Consider the following 22,816-nt stretch of genomic DNA (forward strand, 5'->3'; position numbering starts at 1 on the left):
CAGCCGCTTTATCCAATCTCTTCAACGATAATATTGCGGTTAGTAAAAACGCAGATATCAGCCGCGATTTCAAGGGCCGATTTAACCATGTCTTTCGCTTCAAGCTGCGGCGCATGCTGATGCAGCGCGCGTGCGGCCGCGAGCGCGAAGCTGCCTCCGGAGCCGATCGCCAAGATTCCGTCATCAGGCTCGATGATTTCTCCGTTTCCGGAGATCAACAGCAGTCCGGTCGTATCCATAACGATCATCATCGCCTCCAGCTTGCGCAGCACGCGGTCCGAGCGCCAATCCTTGGCGAGCTCGACAGCAGCGCGCTGCAAGTTGCCGTGATGCTCCTCCAATTTGCCCTCGAACTTTTCAAACAGCGAGATTGCGTCAGCTACCGAACCCGCAAAGCCGGCAATGACTTGCCCGCGGTAAAGACGCCGAACCTTCTTCGCATGATGCTTCATGACCATACTATTGCCGAACGTGACCTGCCCGTCACCTGCAATCGCGCCTTTCCCATTGTGGCGAACCGCACAGATCGTCGTTGCATGGAACTGCATTTCCATCGATAGAACCTCCTCAAAGTTTCGCTTTCAACCAAACGGGACGGCTTTGGAAAAATCATATAAACGCGAATAAAACTACTTCGTAAGAATAGCTTGAGTTTTGCAAAAACTTCTATAAAAAGGAAGCAGCGGCCATGGATTCGATCAAAGCCGCTGCTCATGCCTGATGAATGTAGACGGGGTTAGTCGCTTACCGGTTCCGGTTCTGCTGCTTCCGGTTCAGCCGGGTAGCCCAGCTGCTCCGCTTTGAACCGAGCAAGCTGCGATAAGGCGCGATTCGCAATCGCATCGTTCTTATCCTTCTTGCTGCGCATCCGCTTCTCAAGCGGCGGGAACAAGCCGAAATTCGCGTTCATCGGCTGGAAGTGTTTGAAATCCGCAGTCGTAATGTACTGCGCCATGCTGCCAAGCGTCGTATCCGCCGGCAAAACGAGCGGTTCCAGGCCGCGGGCCAGTCTTCCAGCATTCAAGCCTGCAATCAGGCCCGAGGCGGCAGATTCGACATAGCCTTCCACACCCGTCATTTGACCCGCAAAGAACAGCGTATCGCGGATAAGGGTTTGATACGTCGGCTGAAGCAGCTTAGGCGAATTGATAAACGTGTTGCGATGCATCACGCCATAACGGACGAATTCCGCGTTCTCGAGTCCTGGAATCAACGACAGCACCCGCTTCTGCTCGCCCCATTTCAGATGGGTCTGGAAGCCGACCAAATTATAGAGCGTGCCTGCAGCGTTGTCCTGACGCAGCTGAACGACGGCATGGGGCAGCTTGCCGGTATGGGGATTCATTAGCCCTACCGGCTTCATCGGACCAAAGAGCACCGTCTGCTTGCCGCGGCTCGCCATAACCTCGATCGGCATGCAGCCTTCGAAATACTGCTCCTTCTCGAATTCTTTCAACGCTGCCGTTTCGGCCGTAATAAGCGCGTCATAGAACCGGTCAAACTCCTCTTCCGTCATCGGACAGTTCAGGTAAGCCGCTTCCCCCTTATCGTAGCGCGAAGCGAGGTATACCTTCGACATGTCGATGGAATCCTTCTCCACGATCGGCGCTGCCGCATCGTAGAAATAGAAGTACTCTTGACCCAGCAGCTGCTGGATCTGGGCGGATAACTCCGGTGCTGTAAGCGGCCCCGTAGCAATAACTACGATGCCGTCCTTCGGAATTTCTTTCACTTCCTCCGTCCGCACGTCGATAAGCGGATGCTCCTTCAACATTCTCGTAACATCTCCGGAGAACCCGTCGCGGTCAACGGCAAGCGCTCCTCCTGCCGGTACCGCATTCCGATCGGCGCAATCAAGAATCAAGGAATTCATTCTGCGCATTTCTTCTTTTAGTACGCCGACGGCGTTTGTAAGCCCGTTTGCGCGCAGACTGTTGCTGCACACAAGCTCAGCGAAATTGTTTGTATGGTGAGCAGGCGTCTTCGTCGCCGGTCTCATTTCGTAAAGTGTAACAGGCACTCCCTGCGAAGCGATTTGCCAAGCAGCCTCACTGCCTGCAAGACCTGCGCCGATGACTGTTACACGCTTTAATTCTGACAATGAACTTACCATCCTTTCAATCTTTAACCTTCAGCCGGCTCTTGCTCCTCAAGCACTTCTTCCGTGTATTCGCACTGTGTGCAGGCAAGCTTAGCGCCGCTGCGGTTCCGTTTCTCTACCATCAAGCTGCCGCATTGCGGACAAGGCTTCGTTGTCGGCTTATCCCAAGACACATAATCGCAGCCCGGATACTGATCGCAGCCGTAGAAAACGCGTCCTTTCTTGCTGCGGCGCTCGATAATCTTACCTTCCTCGCATTTTGGGCAAGGTACGCCGATATCTTTGACGATCGGCTTCGTGGTGCGGCAGTCCGGGAAGCCCGAGCAGGCCAGAAACTTGCCGAAACGGCCCATTTTGTATACCAAATGGCGGCCGCATTTCTCGCAAATCTCATCGGAGATTTCGTCTTGCAGCTCCACTTCCTTCATCTCGTCCTCGGCTACTTCCAACCGTTTCTCAAACGAGGTATAGAAGTTCGCAAGTACTTTCACCCAATCTTCTTTGCCATCCTCCACATGGTCGAGGTCGTCTTCCATATGCGCGGTAAATTCCGCATCGAGGATTTCCGGGAAGAACTCCTCCATCATTTGAATGACAAGCTCGCCAAGCTCGGTCGGAAAGAACTTCTTCTCTTCGATCGCGACATAGCCCCGCTTCTGGATCGTTTCAAGCGTCGGCGCATATGTACTCGGACGGCCGATCCCGACTTCCTCCATCATCCGGACAAGACGCGCTTCGGAATAACGCGGCGGAGGCTGCGTGAAGTGCTGTTTCGGTTCAACCGATTCCGTACCGACAACATTGCCGACTGCAAGCGGAGGGAGAAACTTCTCTTCATCCGTCGTGCCGTCGTCATTGCCTTCGACATAGATTTTCATAAAGCCGTGAAACTTCACTTTTGAGCCGACGGCACGGAACACGGCACCGTTGCCGACTAAGAAATCGACCGTCATCGTATCCAACACAGCCGAGGACATTTGACTCGAAACAAAACGTTCCCATACTAGCTTATACAGTCTGAATTGGTCGCGGCTCAGGAACTCCTTAACCGTATCGGGATCGCGCAGCACGGAGGTCGGCCGAACCGCTTCATGCGCATCCTGCGCGTTGCTGTTCTTCTTCGCGTACACGCGCGGCTGCTCCGGCACGAAGGCGGCGCCGTATTTCTCTTCAATATAAGTCTTCGCTTCCTCTTGAGCGACAGGCGAAATACGCGTCGAATCCGTTCTCATATAGGTGATGAGACCGACTGTGCCTTCCTTGCCAAGGTCGACGCCTTCATACAGCTGCTGAGCGACCGACATCGTTTTGGACGCGCGGAAGCCGAGCTTGCGCGCAGCCTCTTGCTGAAGCGAGCTCGTGATGAAAGGTGCCGCCGGATTGCGCTGGCGCTCCTTCTCCTTCACTTCTTGAACCGTGAAAGCGGAGTCGCCCATCGCTTTCAGCACCTCTTGCACTTCGCCTTCGTTGCCCAGGTCCCGCTTCTCTCCGTTAAGAGAGTGATACTTCGCTTCAAAGGTCGTCGATCCTTGCTTGAGTTGTGCCGTAATGGACCAATATTCTTCGGGAACAAACGCGTCGATCTCGTTCTCCCGGTCGATGATCAGCTTCACGGCTACGGATTGCACCCGCCCGGCGGACAGGCCTTTCTTAACCTTCTTCCATAGCAGCGGGCTGATCTTATAGCCGACCAAGCGATCCAGGATGCGCCGCGCCTGCTGCGCGTTCACCAGATCCATATTGATCGGTCTCGGCGTTTTAAACGCGTCTTTGACCGCCTGCTTCGTGATCTCATTAAACACGACCCGGCAGGTGTCTTTCTCGTCTATTTCCAGATAATGCGCCAAATGCCACGCTATCGCTTCACCCTCGCGATCAGGGTCGGCTGCGAGATAGACTTTTTTCACTTTTTTGCTGGCATCCTTTAATTCCTTCAGGACACTGCCTTTACCGCGGATCGTTATATATTTAGGTTGAAAATCATTTTCAACTTCGACGCCGATCTGGCTTTTGGGCAAATCGCGGATATGGCCCATCGATGCTTTGACGATGTATTTGCTGCCTAGATATTTGCCTATTGTTTTCGCTTTTGCCGGTGATTCGACGATGACAAGTGAATCCGCCATGGATGCGCCCTCCTCTCCAATGCATGCTACATTACACTATATATGGAACCCGGATGCTGTTCAATCTTCCGTTTTATAGTTAAATTTATCAGAACTGAATGCAAAAGTCCAAAAGGAAAGGAAGAGAGCTCGTGCAAACGGTCTGTCGACAGCGGCCCATCCTGCAGCAAACCCAGTAAATAAGCCTCATTCTCATCCAGTTCTGCTTCTGTCGATTGGGACCTGCCAGCTGTATCGGATAAACTTGCCGCCTTTTGCTTCAATAGGCCGGCATAGTCTTCCAATATATCTTCGGCGGATGCGACCAGCTTGGCGCCTTGCCGGATTAAGTCGTTCGTCCCGGCGCTCTTGGGCGATGATATCGGCCCTGGGACGGCAAATACGTCACGCGACATCTCGAGCGCTTGATCGGCCGTAATAAGAGAACCGCTCCGCGCAGCCGCTTCAACGATGACTGTTCCTAATGATAGACCGGCAATAATCCGGTTGCGAAGCGGAAATAGTCCCGGATGAAAAGGCGTACCTGGCGCTACCTCCGATACGATAACCCCTCGTTTGGCGATTTCGTGATAGAGCGCTCGATTGTCGAGGGGATAGATTTTATCGACAGGCGTCCCAAGCACCGCAACCGTGCTGCCAGCGCCTTCTAACGCGCCCTCGTGGGCCAGCGCATCAATCCCCCGCGCCATCCCGCTGACAACCGTCAGCCCTCGCTCTGAGAGCCTTCTAGCCAGCTCTGACGCTGTTTTTCTGCCATAAGCGGTAGGTCCTCTCGTTCCTACTATTGCGATCGCAGGCTTATGGAGCAGCTCCGCATTCCCGATTGTATACAGAACCCAGGGCGGCTGCGGCGTTTCTCTCAGCAGCTCCGGATAATCATCGTCGAACCATGTCAATACTTGAATGCCTTGCCTAGATAACCGTTCAGAACGATCGGCCACTCTTACCGTTGCGAACGCATTTGACACAGCCTGCGCCTGATCCGGCTTTAGACCAACCGTTGACATCCACGCTTCAGGGGAAAATCGTTCATATTGCTTCCACTGACCGCATGCTGCAGCTTTGCGTATGGACTGCCATCCGATACCCGGCGTTTCGTGCAGCGTAAGCAGCAGCTCGCGCCATTCTAAATTTTCCTTCATTAATAATGCACCGTCCTTTGTTATGACGGCTTACACTCATTCTTATTTTGACTGCAAGGAATAGAGAATGCAAGCCGAGTATGATGGATCAATAAAAAAAGCAACCCTCCGAAAGCCCGGGCGGGCGGATCGGAAGGTTGCTTACCTTCAATTGATGCTTATCTGCTATCCAATTGTTAATGCGTTTTGCATTTCTCGAGCATGCCGCGCTCTTCCAGAACGCTGACAAGCGTGGACCCCATATCGGAAGGAGTAGGAGCAACGCGAATGCCGCATTTCTCAAGCGTAGCGATTTTCTCGGCAGCAGTACCTTTACCGCCGGAAATGATCGCGCCTGCATGTCCCATCCGTTTGCCTGGAGGAGCTGTTGCGCCGCCGATGAAGCCGACAACCGGCTTCTTCATGTTGGCTTTTACCCACTCGGCCGCTTCTTCTTCAGCGGAACCGCCGATTTCGCCGATCATAATGACGGCATACGTATCCGGATCTTCATTGAACATGCTCAAAATGTCAATGAACTCGGAGCCTTTTACAGGGTCGCCGCCGATGCCAATCGCGGAGGATTGACCGATACCGCGTGTAGTCAGCTGGTGTACAGCCTCGTATGTAAGCGTTCCGGAACGGGAAACGACGCCTACATGGCCTTTCGTATGGATGTAGCCCGGCATGATGCCGATTTTGCACTCGCCCGGCGTGATTACGCCTGGGCAGTTCGGTCCGATCAGGCGCGTTTTGCGGCCTTCCATGTACCGTTTAACTTTAATCATGTCGATGACGGGAATGCCTTCGGTAATGCAGATAACCAAATCAAGCTCCGCATCGACAGCTTCCATAATGGAGTCAGCCGCGAAAGCAGGCGGTACGTAAATAACGGATGCCGTTGCACCTGTTTTGGCAACCGCCTCGGCTACTGTATTGAAAACCGGAAGGGAAACAACGTTACCGTTCTCCAGCGTAATATCGACGTTTGTTCCGCCTTTGCCCGGCGTAACGCCGCCAACCATTTGGGTACCGTAATCCAGGGCGCCCTTCGCATGAAACAAACCTGTAGCGCCGGTAATACCTTGGGTAATGACTTTTGTATTTTTGTCTACCAAAATGCTCATCGAAACTCACATCCCCTAAATGAATTCGTATGCCGCCTAAGCGCGACACTCATGTCTTACTTCACTAGCGCGACGATTTTTTGCGCACCGTCGGCCATAGAGTCGGCAGCCACGATGTTTAGTCCGGATTCGTTCAACATTTTTTTGCCGAGTTCCACGTTCGTGCCTTCCAGGCGAACGACGAGCGGACGGTCAAGACCGAGCTCCTTCGCTGCCGAAATTACACCGTCTGCGATAATATCGCACTTCATGATACCGCCGAAAATGTTAACGAAAATGCCCTTAACCTTCTCGTCGGAGAGAATGATTTTGAATGCTTCCGTTACTTTCTCTTTGGTTGCGCCGCCCCCTACGTCAAGGAAGTTGGCAGGGTCGCCGCCGTAGTATTTGATAATATCCATTGTCGCCATCGCAAGACCTGCGCCGTTAACCATGCAGCCGATGTTGCCATCGAGCGCGATGTAGCTCAGATCGAACTTGGACGCTTGAATTTCCTTCTCGTCTTCCTCGTCCAAATCGCGCAGCTCAAGAACGTCTTTGTGACGGTAAAGCGCGTTGGAATCGAAGTTCAGCTTCGCGTCAAGCGCCATTACGTTGCCGTCGCCTGTTACGACGAGCGGATTGATCTCTGCGATCGAGCAATCCTTCTCAACGAACGCTGTGTACAGTGCAAGCATGAACTTGGCGGCTTTGCCCACCAGCTCGTTTGGAATGTTGATGGAGTAAGCCAGCTTGCGCGCTTGGAACACTTGAAGTCCGACCGCGGGATCGATCACTTCTTTGAAAATCTTCTCCGGCGTGTGCTCTGCTACCTCTTCAATCTCAGTGCCGCCTTCTTCGGACGCCATCATGACGATGCGGCCGGTAACGCGGTCTACGACAAGACCGATGTAGTATTCCTTTTTAATGTCGCAGCCTTGCTCGATAAGCAGGCGCTTAACTTCTTTCCCCTCTGGACCCGTTTGATGGGTTACAAGCACTTTACCGAGAATTTGGTCAGCATAGCTGCGAACCTCATCCAAATTTTTGGCAACTTTTACACCGCCCGCTTTACCGCGGCCGCCTGCGTGAATTTGTGCTTTAACGACGACAACCGGCGTACCCAGCGCTTCCGCTGCAGCCACCGCTTCATCGACAGAGAACGCCACTTTACCTTCCGGTACGACTACCCCATACTGCTTAAGCAGTTGTTTACCCTGATACTCATGGATATTCATTGAACGAAAATCCTCCTATCCGCAGTTAAATCCTACGTATGTACACAAAACCATAGAGTATTGTAACACGTTTCGTCATGGCTTTCCTATTTTTTTAGCCTAAAATGCCATCCTTTTTGATATTAGTTTCATCTCATATCGATATGAAAACTATGAAATGTCGCATCTTTGGAGATGACTTAGACGGCCCGAAGCCAATGCCCCCATCTTAAGCACGGTTACCTGACTAGTATTGCCTAAGTTTTACAAAATATTGACAGGAACGTTTGTTCGTGTTAAGCTATATACACCAACTCAATGAAAGGGGCAAATGAGGGTGAGCAACTACTTATTGTCAGCATTTCAATCGCTAGTCCCGTTCGCAAATTCTTTGCGCACGCTGCCTCATCATCTGTGGAACGCCCCGCTTAAGCCTGAAAAGTGGTCGACAAGAGCCGTAATCGGACATATCATGCTCTGGGACAAGCATTTCCTGCAAGAAGCGATCCGTCCAATTGCCGAAGGAAAACCGCTGACGCTCAAATCGATTGATTTCAACGACTTTAACCGCGAAGCTGCCGCCTATGCGAACGAAACAAGCCCGGAGCAGCTTTTGAACGAATGCGTTTCGGTTCGGGAAGAGCTTTTTAAGCTGTTGTCCGAACTGTCTCCGGAGAAATGGGGAGCTTCATATACCGACGGGGACGGCAAGCCGTTTACGATCGAGGAATATCTTGAGGATTTCGTGTCGCATGACCGGCATCACCGCGAAGAAATCGAACGCTTTATTGCGGGATGAGATTGTGTTTCGTTGATAATCGTTCAACCGTCACGCTAAGATGGAACCCAATTGTTTGAAATACGGACCTGTGAGGAAGCACCTTCATCCGATTACGATGGAGGTGTTTTTTGTTTTGTACACTCAAATTTGCAGCGGCAGCGTATATGGCGTGGAGGGAAGAATCATTACGGTCGAGGTCGACATTTCGAACGGGCTGCCTCAAGTAAATATTGTCGGACTGCCCGATCCCGCAGTCAGAGAATCGGTGGAACGCGTTCGCGCGGCAGTGAAGAATTGCGGGTTTACGTTCCCTATGGAGCGAATCACGGTGAACCTTGCCCCTGCGGATCTCCGCAAAGAAGGAACCGCATTCGATCTGGCGATCGCGGCAGGCATTCTTACGGCAAGCGGGCAGCTGAAGAGCCGGTTGTTCCAAGGTTTGCTGGTGCTTGGGGAGCTCGCGCTGAATGGGGAGCTGCGCGCCATTCCGGGCGTGCTGGCAATGGTCGAGCAGGCGAGGCTAAGCGGCATTACGAAAGTGCTGCTGCCCAAATCGAACGCAGCCGAAGCCGCATGTTTGGAAGGCATGCAGCTGTTCGGCGTCACCCATTTAAGCGAGCTTAGTAATGCTGCCGTTGATGAATCGGCTTGGGAGCAGCTTCGTTATAGGGCAGACTGCTCCATAGATTCGGCGAGTATGGGCCTCTGCAAAGAGAAAGGTATCGGCAGCGACGATTTCGGCGATGTACTCGGACAGCACCATGCGAAACGAGCGCTGCTTATCGCAGCCTGCGGTCAACATAATGTGCTTTTATCGGGTCCTCCGGGAACCGGCAAAACGATGCTGGCCAGGCGGCTGCCAGGCATCATGCCTCCGCTGAGCGATGTAGAAGCGCTTCAAGTCACGAAAATCTATAGTGCCGCCGGGAAGCTTCCGGGTGGCATTCCGACGCTGATGCGGGAACGCCCTTTCCGAAGTCCGCATCACACGATTTCCTCAGCTGGCTTAATTGGGGGCGGTTCCATTCCAAGACCGGGCGAAGTAACGCTGGCTCATCGAGGTCTGCTGTTTTTGGACGAGCTCCCCGAATTTTCGCGATCGGCACTGGAAGTACTGCGTCAGCCGCTGGAGGACCGCGAGGTCACGATTTCCAGGTCTCGCGCCGTATTCCGCTTTCCGTCGCATTTTCTGTTAGCCGCTTCTATGAATCCGTGTCCCTGCGGCTACTATGGTCACGATACCGATGAGCATCGCTGTGTTTGCAGCGAGCTCGCCCTTGCCCGCTACCGGGCCAAAATTTCCGGACCGCTGCTTGACCGTATCGATATGCATATCGAAGTACCTCGGCCCCCTTCAACCGAAGGGCTGAAAAGCGGCATGAACTCCGCGCAAATGAGAGAAATCGTGTTGGCGGCCACAGAACGCCGTAATGCCAGAACAACGAAAGGTTCTATGCGGCCACCAGCTGAGCTGGCAGGAGCTTCACTTCGCAAAGCGGTGCACATGACAAGAGAAGCCGAGCAATTGCTCCGTTCGGCTTTCGACAACCTAGGAGTAAGCTTGCGCGCGCATGACCGGATCTTGAAGCTATCACGCACGATAGCCGACTTGGAAGCAAGCGATTGCGTAGACAGCCAACATGTAGCCGAAGCGATCGGGTATCGCAGCTTGGACCGGAAGCTGCATGCAATCTAATAAAAATGAGATGCAGCCGCATCTCATTGAAATGTGCAAGTATTCTCAGAGTCTTTAGAACGCAGATTCTATATGCTTCAACTCGATTACTTCATATGGTTGTAGTCGATCTGTTCCAGCAGCCGCTGTTATCGCAATCACATCGAATCTTACTTGTGAATGATGCAGCTTATTCATTGCCAGATAGACCTCCGTTGTCGATCTGACTTGAAGCTGCTTTCGCGCATCGACCGATTCCGCAGCCGTGCCGAACCGCCCTCCTGCTCTGCGCGTCCGCACCTCGACAACGACGACTGCGGAATTGCGTTTCGCGACGATATCCAGTTCGCCGGACCGGCATCGCCAATTACGATGCGCGATGACGTAGCCCTGCTCCATCAAGTACCGGACCGCTTCATCTTCACCGAACTTGCCGATGGCTTGTCTCGTATCGGTTTTAAGTGTCTTTTTATTAGGCTTCATACTTTGCTGCCACCTGCCCGCTTATCGGAACGGTAAACGAAGGACAGTATTTCGGCTACCAGCGTGTAAAGCTCAGGCGGTACCTCCTGATCCAAATCAAGCTTCGAGAGCACCTCTACCAGCGATGTATCTTGTTGAATGGGAACCCCGCTTTGGGCGGCCTTATCCATGATGGCTTCCGCCATTCTGCCTGTTCCTTTTGCCACAACGACAGGGGCATTGCGATCGCCAGGTTCGTATTTTAGCGCCACCGCTTTGAGGCGCGGGGCGAGATGCCCGCCCTTTACCACGGACGGCGAGGGTTTATCATTTTGCTTGTTCATGCCCGATAATCCACTCCCTTATATGGCTTCGTGGACCATTCCGTTCTGCTGGATCCCGGAGCCTTTGCCTCCGCCTCATTCAACCGCTGTATCACTCGATCCGGCATCGGCGTCGCCTTCAACGAAAGCAGCTGATAACCGGCATTTCGCAGCGCTTCGGCAAGCTCGGTACGTGAAGATTCGATTATTGTCGCAGAGAGCGGGTGATCGTTCCATAAATTTAAATTGACAATTTTATCGACGACCTGTACGTCCACCACGGTTTCTCCTAAGGAGTTCATCCGCAGGTCAAACAGCAGCCTGCAATTATTCGCATCGAGCTCGCCTTTGCGGCCGCGCCGTGTCTGGATGTGTACGGATGCCGTTTGACTGCCGTTTTCCCCTTGCAAAGGGATAAACATCGTCACGTGTGAAAACAAAGAGCTTGTCCGTTCCGGAGTGAGCAGCAGCTGCTGACCCGTGATGTGTGAAACGAGCTGTTGAGCCGCATCTCGAAGGGGCTTCGGAACATCCTCCGCGGATGCTAATGTCATGAGCGCACTCTTAAGCGTATCGGCTGCGTGTTTGGCCGGATCTGCCGCATTGTCCTCGATCGGCGCAGCCGGAAGAGACGCGCTTCCCGGTTGAATTTGCATTCGGTCACGAAGGATAGTCTCTATGGCAGAATCCATGGCAGTTCCTTTGGCCATTTCCATGGACTGATCTGTCTGCTGCCGCCCTTTCCCATGCAGCGTTCGGGCTTCGGCTTCAGTCGGCGACTGCCTCGGCGTTTCAAGCAGCTTGCCGGCTTTCAGCTGTTCGTTGGCGGCTGACGCAGCGAGCAAGCGCTCGTGATCTACGCCAAGCCATTTCATCATCTGTCCCACCCAGTTGGACGATGAGTTCGCCGCGGCCTGCGGCCCTTGCCCTTGCGCTGCCGTGCCGGCGCCTTGGGCGCTTGCGCCGCTAGTCGCGGCCGCTTCCGGCGCGGGCGCCGCGGTGCCGGCCGGCGCAATGGCCGCCGCAGGCGCCTGCGGCTGCGACGCCGCTCGCGCCGCGGGCTGCGCGCCTGCCGCGGCTGCGCCTCCGGCGCCCGGCGCGGCCGTGCCCGCCGCAGCGCTGCGCGGCGCATCAGCGGGAGCAGCAGCGATGCCCGCTGCTCCCGCTGATGCCGGCTCCGCTGCGGCGCCTCGCGCGCCTGCGGCGAATGCGGGCGGCTGCGCCTCCGCCCCGCCCTGCGCTGCGCGCATCAACGCTGCGCCTTCGGCCAGCAGCGTTTGCAGCTTCGCCGCGGCCGCCTGCCCCGCCGTGCGCGGCTGCGCGGACTCGTCTGCCGCATCCCCGGCGGACGCGCCGCTCCAGGCGGCAAGCCCCCGCTCCAGCGCTGCAAGCAGCTCATGCGCCGGCGCGCCCGAGAGCGTCTGCGCAAGCGCGCCGATTGTCGCGCTTGTCATCGGCAGGCCGCGTTTGAAAGCCAGCGCGGCCGCCCCCGACCATGACCGCGCATCGCTGCCGGCGGGCATGGCAGCGAACGCTTGCTTAAACTGACTCGCCGTTTCCCGTGTCAATGCACCGCCATCCCGACGGAGATCCCGAACCAGCTCCGCTGACCATTTCTGCTCCGGCAAGCCAGCAGCCTTCAACCAATCTTTCACGCTCGCCTCCGGCAGCGCAGCCGCCTGCTGGTCTACCATCTTCAAGACGAGCGTCCCGTCAAGCGAATGCGGCTGCACCTGGAGTAGTGTTGACTGTCCCGGCTGCAGAGGAGCTTCCAGTTTCGCTTGCACCTGCATGCCGTTTATTTGAATGACCGCTTCTTGGTCGCTAAGCATTTTCATAAGCACGCCCCGTACGATCTGGCCGACCTTCAGCTCAAGCGCCTTGCTGTCAACTGGCTGCACGTCGCCAAGCAGCCCTTTCATCAGTTGTCCTATCGATAATGTCATGATGCGCCGCTTCCTTCCATTTCTGACCCGAGGCCCGCCTTCCGGCGGTTGTCAGTCTATTAACCTTAATCCTATTATCGGCTCGGATCGCGATGCAGATTAATAAACGCCACAAAAAACCGTTCATCCCATTAAAGAGAACGAACGGTTTACCAACATTCGCACTTCCGTACAATTCTTTCATTCACTTCTTTCATTATATGAAAAAAAGACCGAAAAAAGCATTAACGCCTCTTTCGGTCTTCGTTTCAGCTTCAATCAATCCAAAACCTCATTCAACGCCGGAACATGCTGTTTCACATACTCCCGGACGGCAGCTGCATCTTCCAACTCCAGTACCTTATCAGCCAAGTCAATTAGTTTACCGCGATCCAGCTCTGCTATGAGCGCGCGAGCCGGCAATACCGCTGCCGCGCTCATACTGAACTCGTCGAGACCCATTCCGAGCAGAATGGGCAGTGCCATCGGCTGACCGGCCATTTCGCCGCACATGCCTGCCCATTTATTTTCCCTGTGAGCTGCGCGGATCACCATCTCAATCAGCCGCAGCACCGCCGGATGCAGCGGATCCGATAAATACCCGAGCTTCGAATTCATTCGATCAGCAGCCATTGTATATTGAACTAAGTCATTGGTTCCGATACTGAAGAAATCCGCTTCGCGCGCGAAACGGTCGGCCAAAAGGGCCGCCGCGGGAATCTCGATCATAATCCCCGCCTCGATTCGCTCGTTATATGGAACTCCTTCGGTAGTCAGCTCCTGCTTGCACGCTTCCAGCAGCCCTTTAGCTTTCCGCCATTCTTCCAGCGTAGCGATCATCGGAAACATGACCTTCAGATTCCCATAGGCGCTGGCCTTCAATATCGCCCGCAGCTGAGTCTTAAACAACTCCGGACGATCAAGGGAGATTCGAATCGCCCGGTAACCTAGGAACGGGTTCTCCTCCCGATCCAGCTGCAAACTAGGCAATTCCTTGTCGCCCCCGATATCCATCGTACGGATCACAATCGGCGCATCTTTGCCGAATGTCTCCGCCACGGAGCGATACGCCGCAAACTGCTCGTCCTCTTTCGGCAAATCCGGACGTCCCATAAAAAGAAACTCGGTACGAAACAACCCTATTCCTTCTGCCCCTTGCTTCAGCGCTTGCTGGGCATCCTGTACGGATCCGATATTGGCCACGAGCTCAACGCGATGACCGTCGGCGCTGACTGACGGCAAGCCGTGAAAAGGCTTCAATCGTTCTTGCCTAGCCGCCTGTCTGCGCTGCAGCTCGCGATAGTGCGCGAGTTCGCTTTCCGTTGGCTCTACCAGTACAATTCCTGTTCCGCCATCTACGATGACAAGCTGGCCGTCTTTCACTTCATCGATCGCCTTGCCGGTACCGACTACCGCAGGAATGCCCACCGAACGGGCGATAATCGCCGAGTGCGATGTTCGCCCGCCTATGGCGGTTATAAACCCGGCTATTGAAGCCGTATCAAGCTGCGCCGTATCCGATGGCGTCAAATCATGAGCGATCAGAACCGATTTCTCTGATCGCTCAAGCCCCTCGTCATTTCCCACAAACGCCAAGACTCCATCGGGTCCTTGTCCGGCGCGCAGCAGGCGAATAACCCTCCGGCTCACGTCACGTATGTCGGCTGCTCTCTCCCGCAAATAGGCGTCGTCCAAGCTCGCGAGCAGCTCCGCTACTTTGTCTGCGGCATCGGACATGGCCGAGTCAGCCGAGAAGCGCTGCTCGCGGATGGACGACTGTGCCTGTCCAATCAGCTCTTCATCTTCAAGCAGCATCAAATGCGCTTCAAATATCTCGGCTTCCTGCTCCCGCTCTTCGGCTTCCATACGGCTTCGTAAAGCTTCCAGCTCTTGAGCGGCAGCCGCGACTGCGCGATCGAACCGCAGCAGCTCCGCTTCCTCGGCACCGGCCTCGATATAGGCCATCGCCTGTGGGGCAGCTTCCTCGCGCATCACGACCGCACGGCCGATGGCTAACCCTTCCGATGCGGCAGTCCCCATCAATTCCCGCAATGCCATGGCTACCGCCTCCTAGTGTACTTCAACGGCGGCAAATACCGTCCCAATTGCTTCGATTGCGGCTTCTGCCTGATCGCCCTCCGCGCTGACCGTTACCGTATCGCCATGCTTCGCTCCAATGGCCAGCACGTTTACAAGACTTTTTGCGCTAACCTTCTTATCGTCCTTCTCCAGCAGTACAGCTCCGCTGCACAGCTTCGCTGCCTCGACGATTTTTTTGGCAGGACGGGCATGAATGCCTGTCGGGTTCATGACAATAAATGATTTCTCCACCATAGCTCCTCCTCATAGTCGCTTATTATCTAGTCAATCTCAAACAGTGATCTACATCTTGCGCTTGATTTGTTCTTTCAACCGTTCCGACTGCGTTCCGAAAATCGCTTGAACCGTGCCTTTGCCAAGCCTCATGACGCCCGATGCGCCCAGCTTCTTCAATTCAACGTCATTTACGGCTCGCTCATCTTTAACAACCAGGCGCAGCCGCGTAATGCATGCATCTATGCTCTCGATGTTACCCGCTCCGCCAAGCGCTGCTAGCACCAAATCAGCTTTCTCACCGCCCGTGGCATTGCCGACTGTCGCATGCTCTACGTCTTCATTGTCCTCCTCGCGCCCCGGTGTCTTCAAATTCAGCGCAACGATAACGATTCGGAACAGCACATAGTACACAACCGCATACACGAGGCCGATCGGAATGAGCAGCAGCGGTTTCGTCGCTAGCGGGTAGTTAATTGCGTAATCCAGGAAACCGGCTGAAAACCCGAATCCGTGATGGATGCCCATCTCGGTTACGATAAATGCGGATAAACCGGTCAACAAAGCATGAATGATATAAAGCACCGGTGCCACGAACATAAAGGCGAATTCGAGCGGTTCGGTAATCCCTGTCAGGAATGAACATAGCGCCGTGCCAAGGAAAATCGAAGAGATCAGTTTTCTCTTCTCGGGTTTTGCCGTATGAATAATGGCAAAAGCCGCTGCCGGCAGCGCAAACATCATGATCGGGAAGAACCCGGTCATAAACATGCCCGCCGTCTTGTCTCCGGCGAAGAAACGGTGCAAGTCGCCATGGACCACATTGCCGGCCGCATCGGTGAAATCGCCGATTTGGAACCAGGCAATCGAGTTGAGAACGTGATGGAGACCGAAAGGGATGAGCAATCGGTTAGCCGTCATAAAGATAAACGCGCCTACGCCGCCAAGCTCGACGATCCACCGGCCGAAGCTGTCCAGCGCCCCTTGTACCGGACCCCAAATCAAGCCGAACAACAGACCGACAAGCACCATCACGAATGAGGTAATAATCGGCACAAACCGTTTGCCTCCGAAAAATCCAAGCCAATCCGGCAACTTGATGTCATGGTATTTCTTATACAAGTAAGAAGCGACAAGTCCGGCAAGGATACCGCCGAGAACCCCCATGTTCAGGGTCGTATCCTTTTCGACTAAGTTGGCGAACACGATCGGAATTTTCGCCAGTACATTCGTAAGCACCATGTAGGCAATGACCGCAGCCAGCGTAGCTACAGCATCGCCAGCCATCCCAATGGCTACGCCAATGGCGAAAATGAGCGGCAAATTATCGAAAATCGCCGCGCCGCCCGCTGCCAGAAACGGAGCGATATACTGATTTAAAAACTCTCCCGCGCCGCCCATGTTGAAATCTTTGACATAGTCGATGTTTCCGAAACGGAGCAGCAGTGCGGCCGCAGGTAAAGCAGCAACAGGAAGCATGAGAGATTTACCGATTTTTTGCAAAAAAGCAAGCATGATGACCTTCCTCCTGGGTATATAATTACGATGATTTCAAAGATATGCTTAGCACTGCCGGATCGCCGGCCGTGACCGGATTAAAAGAGCATTCCACCTTCTCCGGTTCATCTTCATTCACGACGATGATTGGCGTTACCGTTGAATAGCCGGATTTACGAATAAACTCCGGATTGAATTCAATGAGCGGCTGACCAGATTTTACCGTATCTCCGGTCTGGACCAACGCCTTATATCCCTCGCCTTTCAGCGCAACCGTATTAATGCCGATGTGAATGAGCAGCTGCAAGCCGGACGCATGCTCCACGATTACGGCATGATGCGTATCAATCAAGTGACTGATCACCCCGTCGAACGGTGCAACGACAAGTCCTTCCGACGGTTCAATCGCTACCCCGTCTCCCATCAAGCCTTGCGCGAACGCCTCATCCGGCACGCTTTGCAACGGTACTAGCTCTCCGCTGACCGGAGCCGCTACATCTATTTTCATCTTCGAAGCCTTGCTGCCAAAAAGTTTGGAAATCATGTCTGTCCACTCCTTGTTGTTATTGAACGCCTACTTATCTGCAAGCTGGGCTAATCGGTAGAGATGCATCGCTAGAAAACCAGCCTCGTCAGGCTGCACCTGAAGGTCAAGCTCAGCTTCGATCAGTTTCGCCAATTCTAAAGCGAACTGATATTCCTTCGGATATTGGTCACGGATCTCATGTACGAATGGATTTGCAACCGTCTTATGCCGGGTGATCCGTTCTAACGCATAGCGCAGGTGAGTGATCAGCCTTGCGTAATCGGCGCTGTCCCGAGAAAACGGCTTTCCACGCCATTGCTCGATTCGTTCGACGACTGCGTTCATCAGCTCGGTCATTTTGACGAGCTGTCCAGCCGATACCGATCCGGAGGCAGAATGGATGTGAAACGTTAAGAAGCCAATTTCGTCCTCCGGAATCCGGACGTCAAACTTGTCGCTGATGATCTCGGCTGCTCGGGAGGCGATTTCGTAATCCTCCGGGTAACACATTTTCGTTTCGTACAGAAAAGGGTTCGTAATGTCCATGCCGTTCCGAAGCCGATACACCGCAAATTGAATGTGGCTCGGAAGGGCAAAGTAAACCTTCGGGTCAACCGGAACACCCCGCCGTTTCTGCAATTCGGCGATGATCTGCTCGGAAATTTGAACAACCTCCGGATCCAGCTCTTCCAGCAAGAGATGGTACTGCCGGGCTTGATTTTTATCATCGAGCCGGTACCTCTTCTCAATGCGGGGATCTTCGGCATCGATGTGCTGCTGTTCCTTGCAAGAAAAACCAAGCCCTTTGCCGAACAGCACATACTCGAGCAATGACTCCGGATCGAACGTCAAAATGACATTATTGCCGACGATCCGGTCGATCTGCAGCTTGCCCCTAAGCACCAAAACAAACCCTCCTTTGAGAATAAACTCCCCGTTCAGGACAAAAAAAAACCAAGGAAAGAGACACCGGAACGATCCGGTGACGCTCTTTCCTTGGCTTATGCCTAGTCGGACTAGTAACACGCCAAGCAGCTTTGCTTGTTCTTATTTCATTGGCTAGTGATAACTATAAGTTATGAAAGCGATTCCGTCAACAGGGAAATTCGATCCAGCCTTGTCACTTGGTGCATGCAATCGAAGAAAAAGTGGAAAACCTAAAGAACGTTGAAAGCCGGAACTTTTCCGATGTTTCCAAATCAGGCAGGCTGCCTAGCAAGGAGTTGTCGTCAAACGCATGAACGTATTAACCTTCGATTCCGACGAGAAATTGAACGAAGCCTGTGCGAATATGATTACCAGCTTGGTACAAACAAATCCGCATGCGGTGCTCGGCTTAGCTACGGGAGGAACGCCGGTCGGCATTTATGAACAAGTGGTACGGGACTACCAGCGCGGCTTCGTCAGCTTTCATGAGGTTACGTCCTTTAATTTGGATGAATATGTCGGCCTTCCGTCCGATCATCCCGAAAGCTATCGTTCGTATATGCGGAAGCATTTATTTGCCCATATTGATCTGCAGCCTGCACAGGCACATATTCCCGACGGAAATGAGGCCGATTTGGAAGCGGAATGCCGTCGCTACGATCAGCTTATCGAGGATGTCGGTCCGATCGATCTGCAGCTGCTCGGCCTTGGTCATAACGGGCATATCGGCTTTAACGAGCCCGCTCACGCTCTGCTGCGCGGCACGCATATCGTAGAGCTGGCCGACAAGACGCGCCAGGCAAACGCTCGCTTCTTTGACCGTCCTGAACTGGTTCCGCGCCATGCCATCACAATGGGGGTAGGTACCATTTTGCAAGCCAAAATGATTGTGCTGGTTGTGCGCGGCGCGGACAAAGCGGAAATCGTTAACCGCGCGCTGAATGGCCCCATCACAACGGAATGCCCGGCATCATTGCTGCAAACTCACCCTCATCTGGTCGTCCTGCTGAACGAACAAGCGGGTAAATTGCTGAAACCGAGTTAGTGGCAGACAGGGTTCCCGCTTAGGGAGCCCTCTATTTTAAAACAAAACCTGCTGCTCCACAAACAGCTTCCCGAGGAAGCTTTGGCGGTGCATGGGGCTCGCTCCGTATTCCAGCAGTTTCTCTCGGTGCAGCTTCGTTGCATAGCCTTTATGTATCGCGATGCCGTACTCCGGATACAGCCGATCCCACTCGTCCTTGCACAGCCGATCCCGCGTCACCTTGGCAACGATAGAAGCAGCTGCAATGGATTGGCTTCGCGCATCGCCTTTAATGATCGCTTCCTGCGGAAGTGGAATATCCACCTTCTCCGCATCGACGAGCAAATAATCAGGCCGGATGGTTAGCAGCTCGACCGCCTGCCTCATCGCAAGCCGCGCCGCCTGCTTGATATTGATTTCATCCACGACGGCCGCATTGACGCAGGAAACCGCCCAAGCTTCCGCTTGGTCCGTAATGAGCTCGTACAGCTCCTCGCGCTTTTTCTCGGTCAGCTTCTTCGAATCATCAATGCCGTCCAGCACCAGTCCCTCCGGTAATATCACGGCAGCCGCCACGACATCGCCGAACAAACAACCGCGCCCAACCTCATCAATGCCGGCAATGCTTCTATACCCCTGCTCCCACAGCGGCTTCTCGAATTCCAACACGACCAGTTCCCCCGCTTCCCCTGTAAACTTAAAAAACAAACGGCTCCCTAACCATGTAGGCAGCCGTTCATTCTTACATCAAATCATCCGGTGATTCCAGTGAAATCCGGCCAAGATTGCCGGCACGCAATTCACGCAAAATAATGCCGGATGCCTTTTCCAGATCGACGCGGCCGCCGCTGACCAGACATCCCCGCTTCCTTCCGATATCCTCCATCACGCGCACGATTTCGTCGGCATCGTCGAGATCGCTCGGCGGCGCCGTCGTCAAACCGAACCGTTCCACAAGCTCTGGCCAGTAGCGCTTGGCCAGCTCCTTCACGGCAAAGAACGCAATGTCTTCAATGTTCAGTACCTGCTCGCGAATCGCTCCGGTCATGGCAAGCCGCTGTCCGACAAGCTGGTCTTCGAACTTCGGCCATAAAATACCCGGCGTATCGAGCAGTTCCATCTCCGTGCCGACTTTGATCCATTGCTGTCCCTTCGTCACGCCGGGACGATCGCCGGTTGCCGCAATGCTCCGGCCTGCCAGCCGATTGATCAGAGTCGATTTCCCCACGTTCGGAATGCCGACGATCAAGCCGCGGATCGCTCTCGGCTTCATGCCTTTCAAAATTTGCTTCTCGATTTTGTCATGGAGCAATTGCTTTACTTTAACCGGAATTTCATTGACCCTTGTTCCTGTCGAAGAATCGATGGCCAAGCTCGTATGACCTAAGCCAGCAAAGTAAGCCATCCACTTTTCCGTTGTACGGGCATCCGCCAAATCCGCTTTGTTTAGTAAAATCAATCTAGGTTTATTCAAGAGGATCTCATCAATCATCGGGTTTCGGCTCGACAGCGGCACGCGGGCATCCAGCAGCTCGATCGCAATGTCAATCAGCTTGAGCTTGTCTTGGATTTCCCTGCGCGCTCTCGTCATATGGCCGGGAAACCATTGAATCGTCATGTTGCCTGTCACCTCATTCGTGGTTCACAAGAGAAATTTTGTCCATCGGCCAGAAAATAATGTCCGCCCGGCCGACGATCTCCTTCGTCGAGATAAAGCCGATCATCCGGCTGTCCTTGCTGTTGCGGCGATTGTCGCCGAAAGCAAGCACCGTGCCTTCAGGCACGACGTCTGTCGTGAAGTTCGCGTTCGGGAAGTTGCGGTCTGCCCCTTGATTATTGAAATCCTCGCCCTGCGCATTCGCCTCGGCTATCGATTCCTTCAAGTAAGGCTCATCAACCTTCTTCCCGTTAATGTACAGATCATCGCCTTCGTATTTGACCTTATCGCCGGGAACTGCGATGACGCGCTTAATGAAATCTCTTCCCTCTTCGGGAACATGGAATACAATCACTTCGCCGCGCTGCGGCTTCCGGATGTCGTAGATCACTTTATTTACGATAAGTCGTTCACCCGTATAGAAGGTCGGTTCCATCGACGGCCCGTCCACGATAAACGGCGCGAACAAAAAATAACGAATGACGAGCACGAGAATGGCAGCAATCGCGAGCGCTTTTACCCACTCGAACACTTCCTTCTGCGCGCGGCTTCCATTCGTGCGGCTGCCTCTTGTCACCGTTGGCTCCGAACCGTCATCCCCAGCACGCACGTGCTCCTGCTGTCCCATATCGGTTGAGTTTTGCCTTGTCTCTTCTGTGCGGTGCTGCTGATCCACAAAATCCACCCTCTTCTATGCTGGGAGTATCGTTATGTAAAAAAACGAAAAGGGACTTGTTTGCGCAAGTCCCCTCTTGTCGTTGATTAGCGAATTTCTTTAATTCTCGCAGCTTTACCGCGAAGGTTGCGAAGATAGTACAGTTTCGCGCGGCGAACTTTACCACGGCGAGCAACTTCGATCTTCTCAATTTTCGGCGAGTTAAGCGGGAAAGTTCTTTCCACACCAACGCCATACGAGATTTTACGCACTGTAAAAGTAGCGCTGATACCGCCGCCGCGACGTTTGATAACAACGCCTTCGAACAGCTGGATACGCTCGCGGGAACCCTCGATAACTTTTACGTGCACCTTCAACGTATCGCCTGGGCGAAAGTTAGGAAGGTCAGTACGAAGATTTTCTTGCGCAATGACTTGTAAAAGATTCATTGTAGTTTTCACTCCTTCCACCATAGACGTTCATATAAGCTAGCCGAGCAGCCAGTGCTGCCGGATTGCGGCTTGATAGCGGACCGTCCGAGTTAACAAAGCAACATTTGAAATTTTAACACATTCGCGCCTAGATTACAACATCGGAGTGGAACTTTTTCGAGAGATTCGCTCAATCATCAGCTTCTTTATTTTGCTCCCTGATGCGAATCTGTTCATCCAGCCATTGCCTTTCCTTCTTCGTGAGTTCTGCGGCGTTCAACAGCTCCGGACGGCGCTCCAGCGTACGCAATATCGATTGCTGGCGGCGCCACACTTCCACGTTGGCATGATGTCCGGACATGAGCACTTCCGGCACTGCCCAATCGCGGAATACTGCAGGCCGCGTATAGTGCGGATGCTCGAGCAGTCCCGTGCTGAACGAATCGGTAACAGCCGAGGTTTCATTGCCGAGTACTCCTGGCAGCAGCCGAACGATGCTGTCGATCATGACCATAGCCGGCAGCTCGCCGCCCGTCAACACATAATCACCCAAAGAAATTTCATCTGTCACAAGATGCTGCCGAATGCGCTCGTCGTAGCCTTCGTAATGGCCGCAGACGAACACTAAATGCCGGCTCGCCGACAGCTCTTCAGCCTTCTTCTGCGTGTAAGGCTCGCCTTGCGGGCAAAGCAGGATGACGCGCGGACGTTCACCGCCTTCGGGCATCAAGTCTTCGACCGCGGCAAACAGCGGCTCCGGCTTCAGCACCATGCCTCCCCCGCCGCCATAGGGATAGTCGTCAACCGTATTATGCTTATTATTCGCATAGTCACGGAAGTTAACCGCATTCAAGCTGACAATGCCTTTCTCCTTCGCTTTCCCGAGAATGCTGGCACCGAATACGCCATGGAACATCTCAGGAAACAGCGTAAGCACATCAATACGCAT

General features: G+C 53.8%; 22 protein-coding genes. 3 read left to right on the top strand and 19 right to left on the bottom strand.

Translation table 11 applies throughout. The annotated features are described in order from the left end of the window. Positions 1-8 precede the first annotated feature (8 nt). The 6 genes from hslV to sucC form a co-directional block, all read right to left on the bottom strand. Positions 9-554 carry an ATP-dependent protease subunit HslV gene (hslV, locus tag DL346_RS12755; RefSeq protein ID WP_112882490.1) on the bottom strand — a complete coding sequence of 182 codons (546 nt, stop codon included), beginning with the start codon at positions 552-554 and terminating at the stop codon, positions 9-11. Positions 555-736: 182 nt separating this feature from the next. After that, complete coding sequence (trmFO, locus tag DL346_RS12760; protein WP_112882491.1) at positions 737-2,101, bottom strand: FADH(2)-oxidizing methylenetetrahydrofolate--tRNA-(uracil(54)-C(5))-methyltransferase TrmFO; 1,365 nt, start codon at positions 2,099-2,101, stop codon at positions 737-739. A gap of 23 nt (positions 2,102-2,124) precedes the next feature. Next, entirely contained in the window at positions 2,125-4,227 is a 2,103-nt protein-coding gene (gene topA / locus DL346_RS12765) for a type I DNA topoisomerase (RefSeq protein ID WP_112882492.1), read from the bottom strand. 26 nt (positions 4,228-4,253) lie between these two features. Next, complete coding sequence (gene dprA, locus DL346_RS12770; RefSeq protein ID WP_112882493.1) at positions 4,254-5,369, bottom strand: DNA-processing protein DprA; 1,116 nt, start codon at positions 5,367-5,369, stop codon at positions 4,254-4,256. Positions 5,370-5,545: 176 nt separating this feature from the next. Beyond that, positions 5,546-6,475, bottom strand: coding sequence for a succinate--CoA ligase subunit alpha (sucD, locus tag DL346_RS12775; RefSeq protein WP_112882494.1), 930 nt, complete (start codon positions 6,473-6,475; stop codon positions 5,546-5,548). A 56-nt stretch (positions 6,476-6,531) separates the two neighbouring features. Further along, entirely contained in the window at positions 6,532-7,692 is a 1,161-nt protein-coding gene (gene sucC, locus DL346_RS12780) for an ADP-forming succinate--CoA ligase subunit beta (RefSeq protein WP_112882495.1), read from the bottom strand. Positions 7,693-8,008: 316 nt separating this feature from the next. Here sucC and DL346_RS12785 point away from each other — a divergent pair, with 316 nt between their 5' ends. After that, on the top strand, positions 8,009-8,470 hold the full coding sequence (locus tag DL346_RS12785) for a DinB family protein (protein ID WP_165822496.1): 462 nt from the start codon (positions 8,009-8,011) through the stop codon (positions 8,468-8,470). 115 nt (positions 8,471-8,585) lie between these two features. Further along, on the top strand, positions 8,586-10,148 hold the full coding sequence (locus tag DL346_RS12790) for a YifB family Mg chelatase-like AAA ATPase (RefSeq protein ID WP_206098514.1): 1,563 nt from the start codon (positions 8,586-8,588) through the stop codon (positions 10,146-10,148). Between the two features lie 54 nt (positions 10,149-10,202). On the opposite strand, the gene DL346_RS12795 is transcribed toward DL346_RS12790, so the two are convergent. The 8 genes from DL346_RS12795 to DL346_RS12830 form a co-directional block, all read right to left on the bottom strand. Continuing rightward, positions 10,203-10,610 (bottom strand): YraN family protein, encoded by a 408-nt coding sequence (locus tag DL346_RS12795; protein ID WP_112882497.1) that lies wholly within the window; start codon positions 10,608-10,610, stop codon positions 10,203-10,205. Further along, entirely contained in the window at positions 10,607-10,933 is a 327-nt protein-coding gene (locus tag DL346_RS12800; protein ID WP_112882498.1) for an EscU/YscU/HrcU family type III secretion system export apparatus switch protein, read from the bottom strand. Before DL346_RS12800 ends, DL346_RS12795 begins: the two co-directional genes overlap by 4 nt. Beyond that, on the bottom strand, positions 10,930-12,858 hold the full coding sequence (locus DL346_RS12805) for a flagellar hook-length control protein FliK (protein WP_112882499.1): 1,929 nt from the start codon (positions 12,856-12,858) through the stop codon (positions 10,930-10,932). The genes DL346_RS12800 and DL346_RS12805 overlap by 4 nt, the downstream gene beginning before the upstream one ends. Before the next feature lie 258 nt (positions 12,859-13,116). Next, positions 13,117-14,895, bottom strand: coding sequence for a phosphoenolpyruvate--protein phosphotransferase (gene ptsP, locus DL346_RS12810; protein ID WP_112882500.1), 1,779 nt, complete (start codon positions 14,893-14,895; stop codon positions 13,117-13,119). Between the two features lie 12 nt (positions 14,896-14,907). After that, entirely contained in the window at positions 14,908-15,171 is a 264-nt protein-coding gene (locus tag DL346_RS12815; protein WP_240633150.1) for an HPr family phosphocarrier protein, read from the bottom strand. A gap of 48 nt (positions 15,172-15,219) precedes the next feature. Then, the gene (gene nagE, locus DL346_RS12820; RefSeq protein WP_112882501.1) at positions 15,220-16,665 is read right to left on the bottom strand and encodes an N-acetylglucosamine-specific PTS transporter subunit IIBC; all 1,446 of its coding nucleotides are present in this window, start codon (positions 16,663-16,665) and stop codon (positions 15,220-15,222) included. A 25-nt stretch (positions 16,666-16,690) separates the two neighbouring features. Continuing rightward, entirely contained in the window at positions 16,691-17,191 is a 501-nt protein-coding gene (locus tag DL346_RS12825; RefSeq protein ID WP_112882502.1) for a PTS sugar transporter subunit IIA, read from the bottom strand. A 30-nt stretch (positions 17,192-17,221) separates the two neighbouring features. Then, positions 17,222-18,076 carry a PRD domain-containing protein gene (locus DL346_RS12830; RefSeq protein WP_240633151.1) on the bottom strand — a complete coding sequence of 285 codons (855 nt, stop codon included), beginning with the start codon at positions 18,074-18,076 and terminating at the stop codon, positions 17,222-17,224. Positions 18,077-18,410: 334 nt separating this feature from the next. On the opposite strand from DL346_RS12830, the gene nagB reads away from it, so the two are divergent. Next, a complete protein-coding gene (gene nagB / locus DL346_RS12835) occupies positions 18,411-19,145 on the top strand; it encodes a glucosamine-6-phosphate deaminase (protein ID WP_112882504.1) in 735 nt (244 codons plus the stop codon). 36 nt (positions 19,146-19,181) lie between these two features. On the opposite strand, the gene DL346_RS12840 is transcribed toward nagB, so the two are convergent. From DL346_RS12840 to trmD, 5 genes are all read right to left on the bottom strand, one after another. Continuing rightward, complete coding sequence (locus DL346_RS12840; protein WP_112883098.1) at positions 19,182-19,793, bottom strand: ribonuclease HII; 612 nt, start codon at positions 19,791-19,793, stop codon at positions 19,182-19,184. 73 nt (positions 19,794-19,866) lie between these two features. Beyond that, the gene (gene ylqF, locus DL346_RS12845) at positions 19,867-20,742 is read right to left on the bottom strand and encodes a ribosome biogenesis GTPase YlqF (RefSeq protein ID WP_112882505.1); all 876 of its coding nucleotides are present in this window, start codon (positions 20,740-20,742) and stop codon (positions 19,867-19,869) included. A 13-nt stretch (positions 20,743-20,755) separates the two neighbouring features. After that, positions 20,756-21,409, bottom strand: a complete 654-nt coding sequence (gene lepB / locus DL346_RS12850) for a signal peptidase I (protein ID WP_112883099.1) — start codon at positions 21,407-21,409, stop codon at positions 20,756-20,758. Positions 21,410-21,543: 134 nt separating this feature from the next. Then, positions 21,544-21,885, bottom strand: coding sequence for a 50S ribosomal protein L19 (gene rplS / locus DL346_RS12855; protein ID WP_112882506.1), 342 nt, complete (start codon positions 21,883-21,885; stop codon positions 21,544-21,546). Between the two features lie 172 nt (positions 21,886-22,057). Beyond that, entirely contained in the window at positions 22,058-22,816 is a 759-nt protein-coding gene (gene trmD, locus DL346_RS12860) for a tRNA (guanosine(37)-N1)-methyltransferase TrmD (protein WP_112882507.1), read from the bottom strand.

The sequence above is a fragment of the Paenibacillus montanisoli genome (assembly GCF_003268025.1).
In the GTDB taxonomy this organism is placed as follows: Bacteria; Bacillota; Bacilli; order Paenibacillales; family Paenibacillaceae; genus Paenibacillus_Z; species Paenibacillus_Z montanisoli.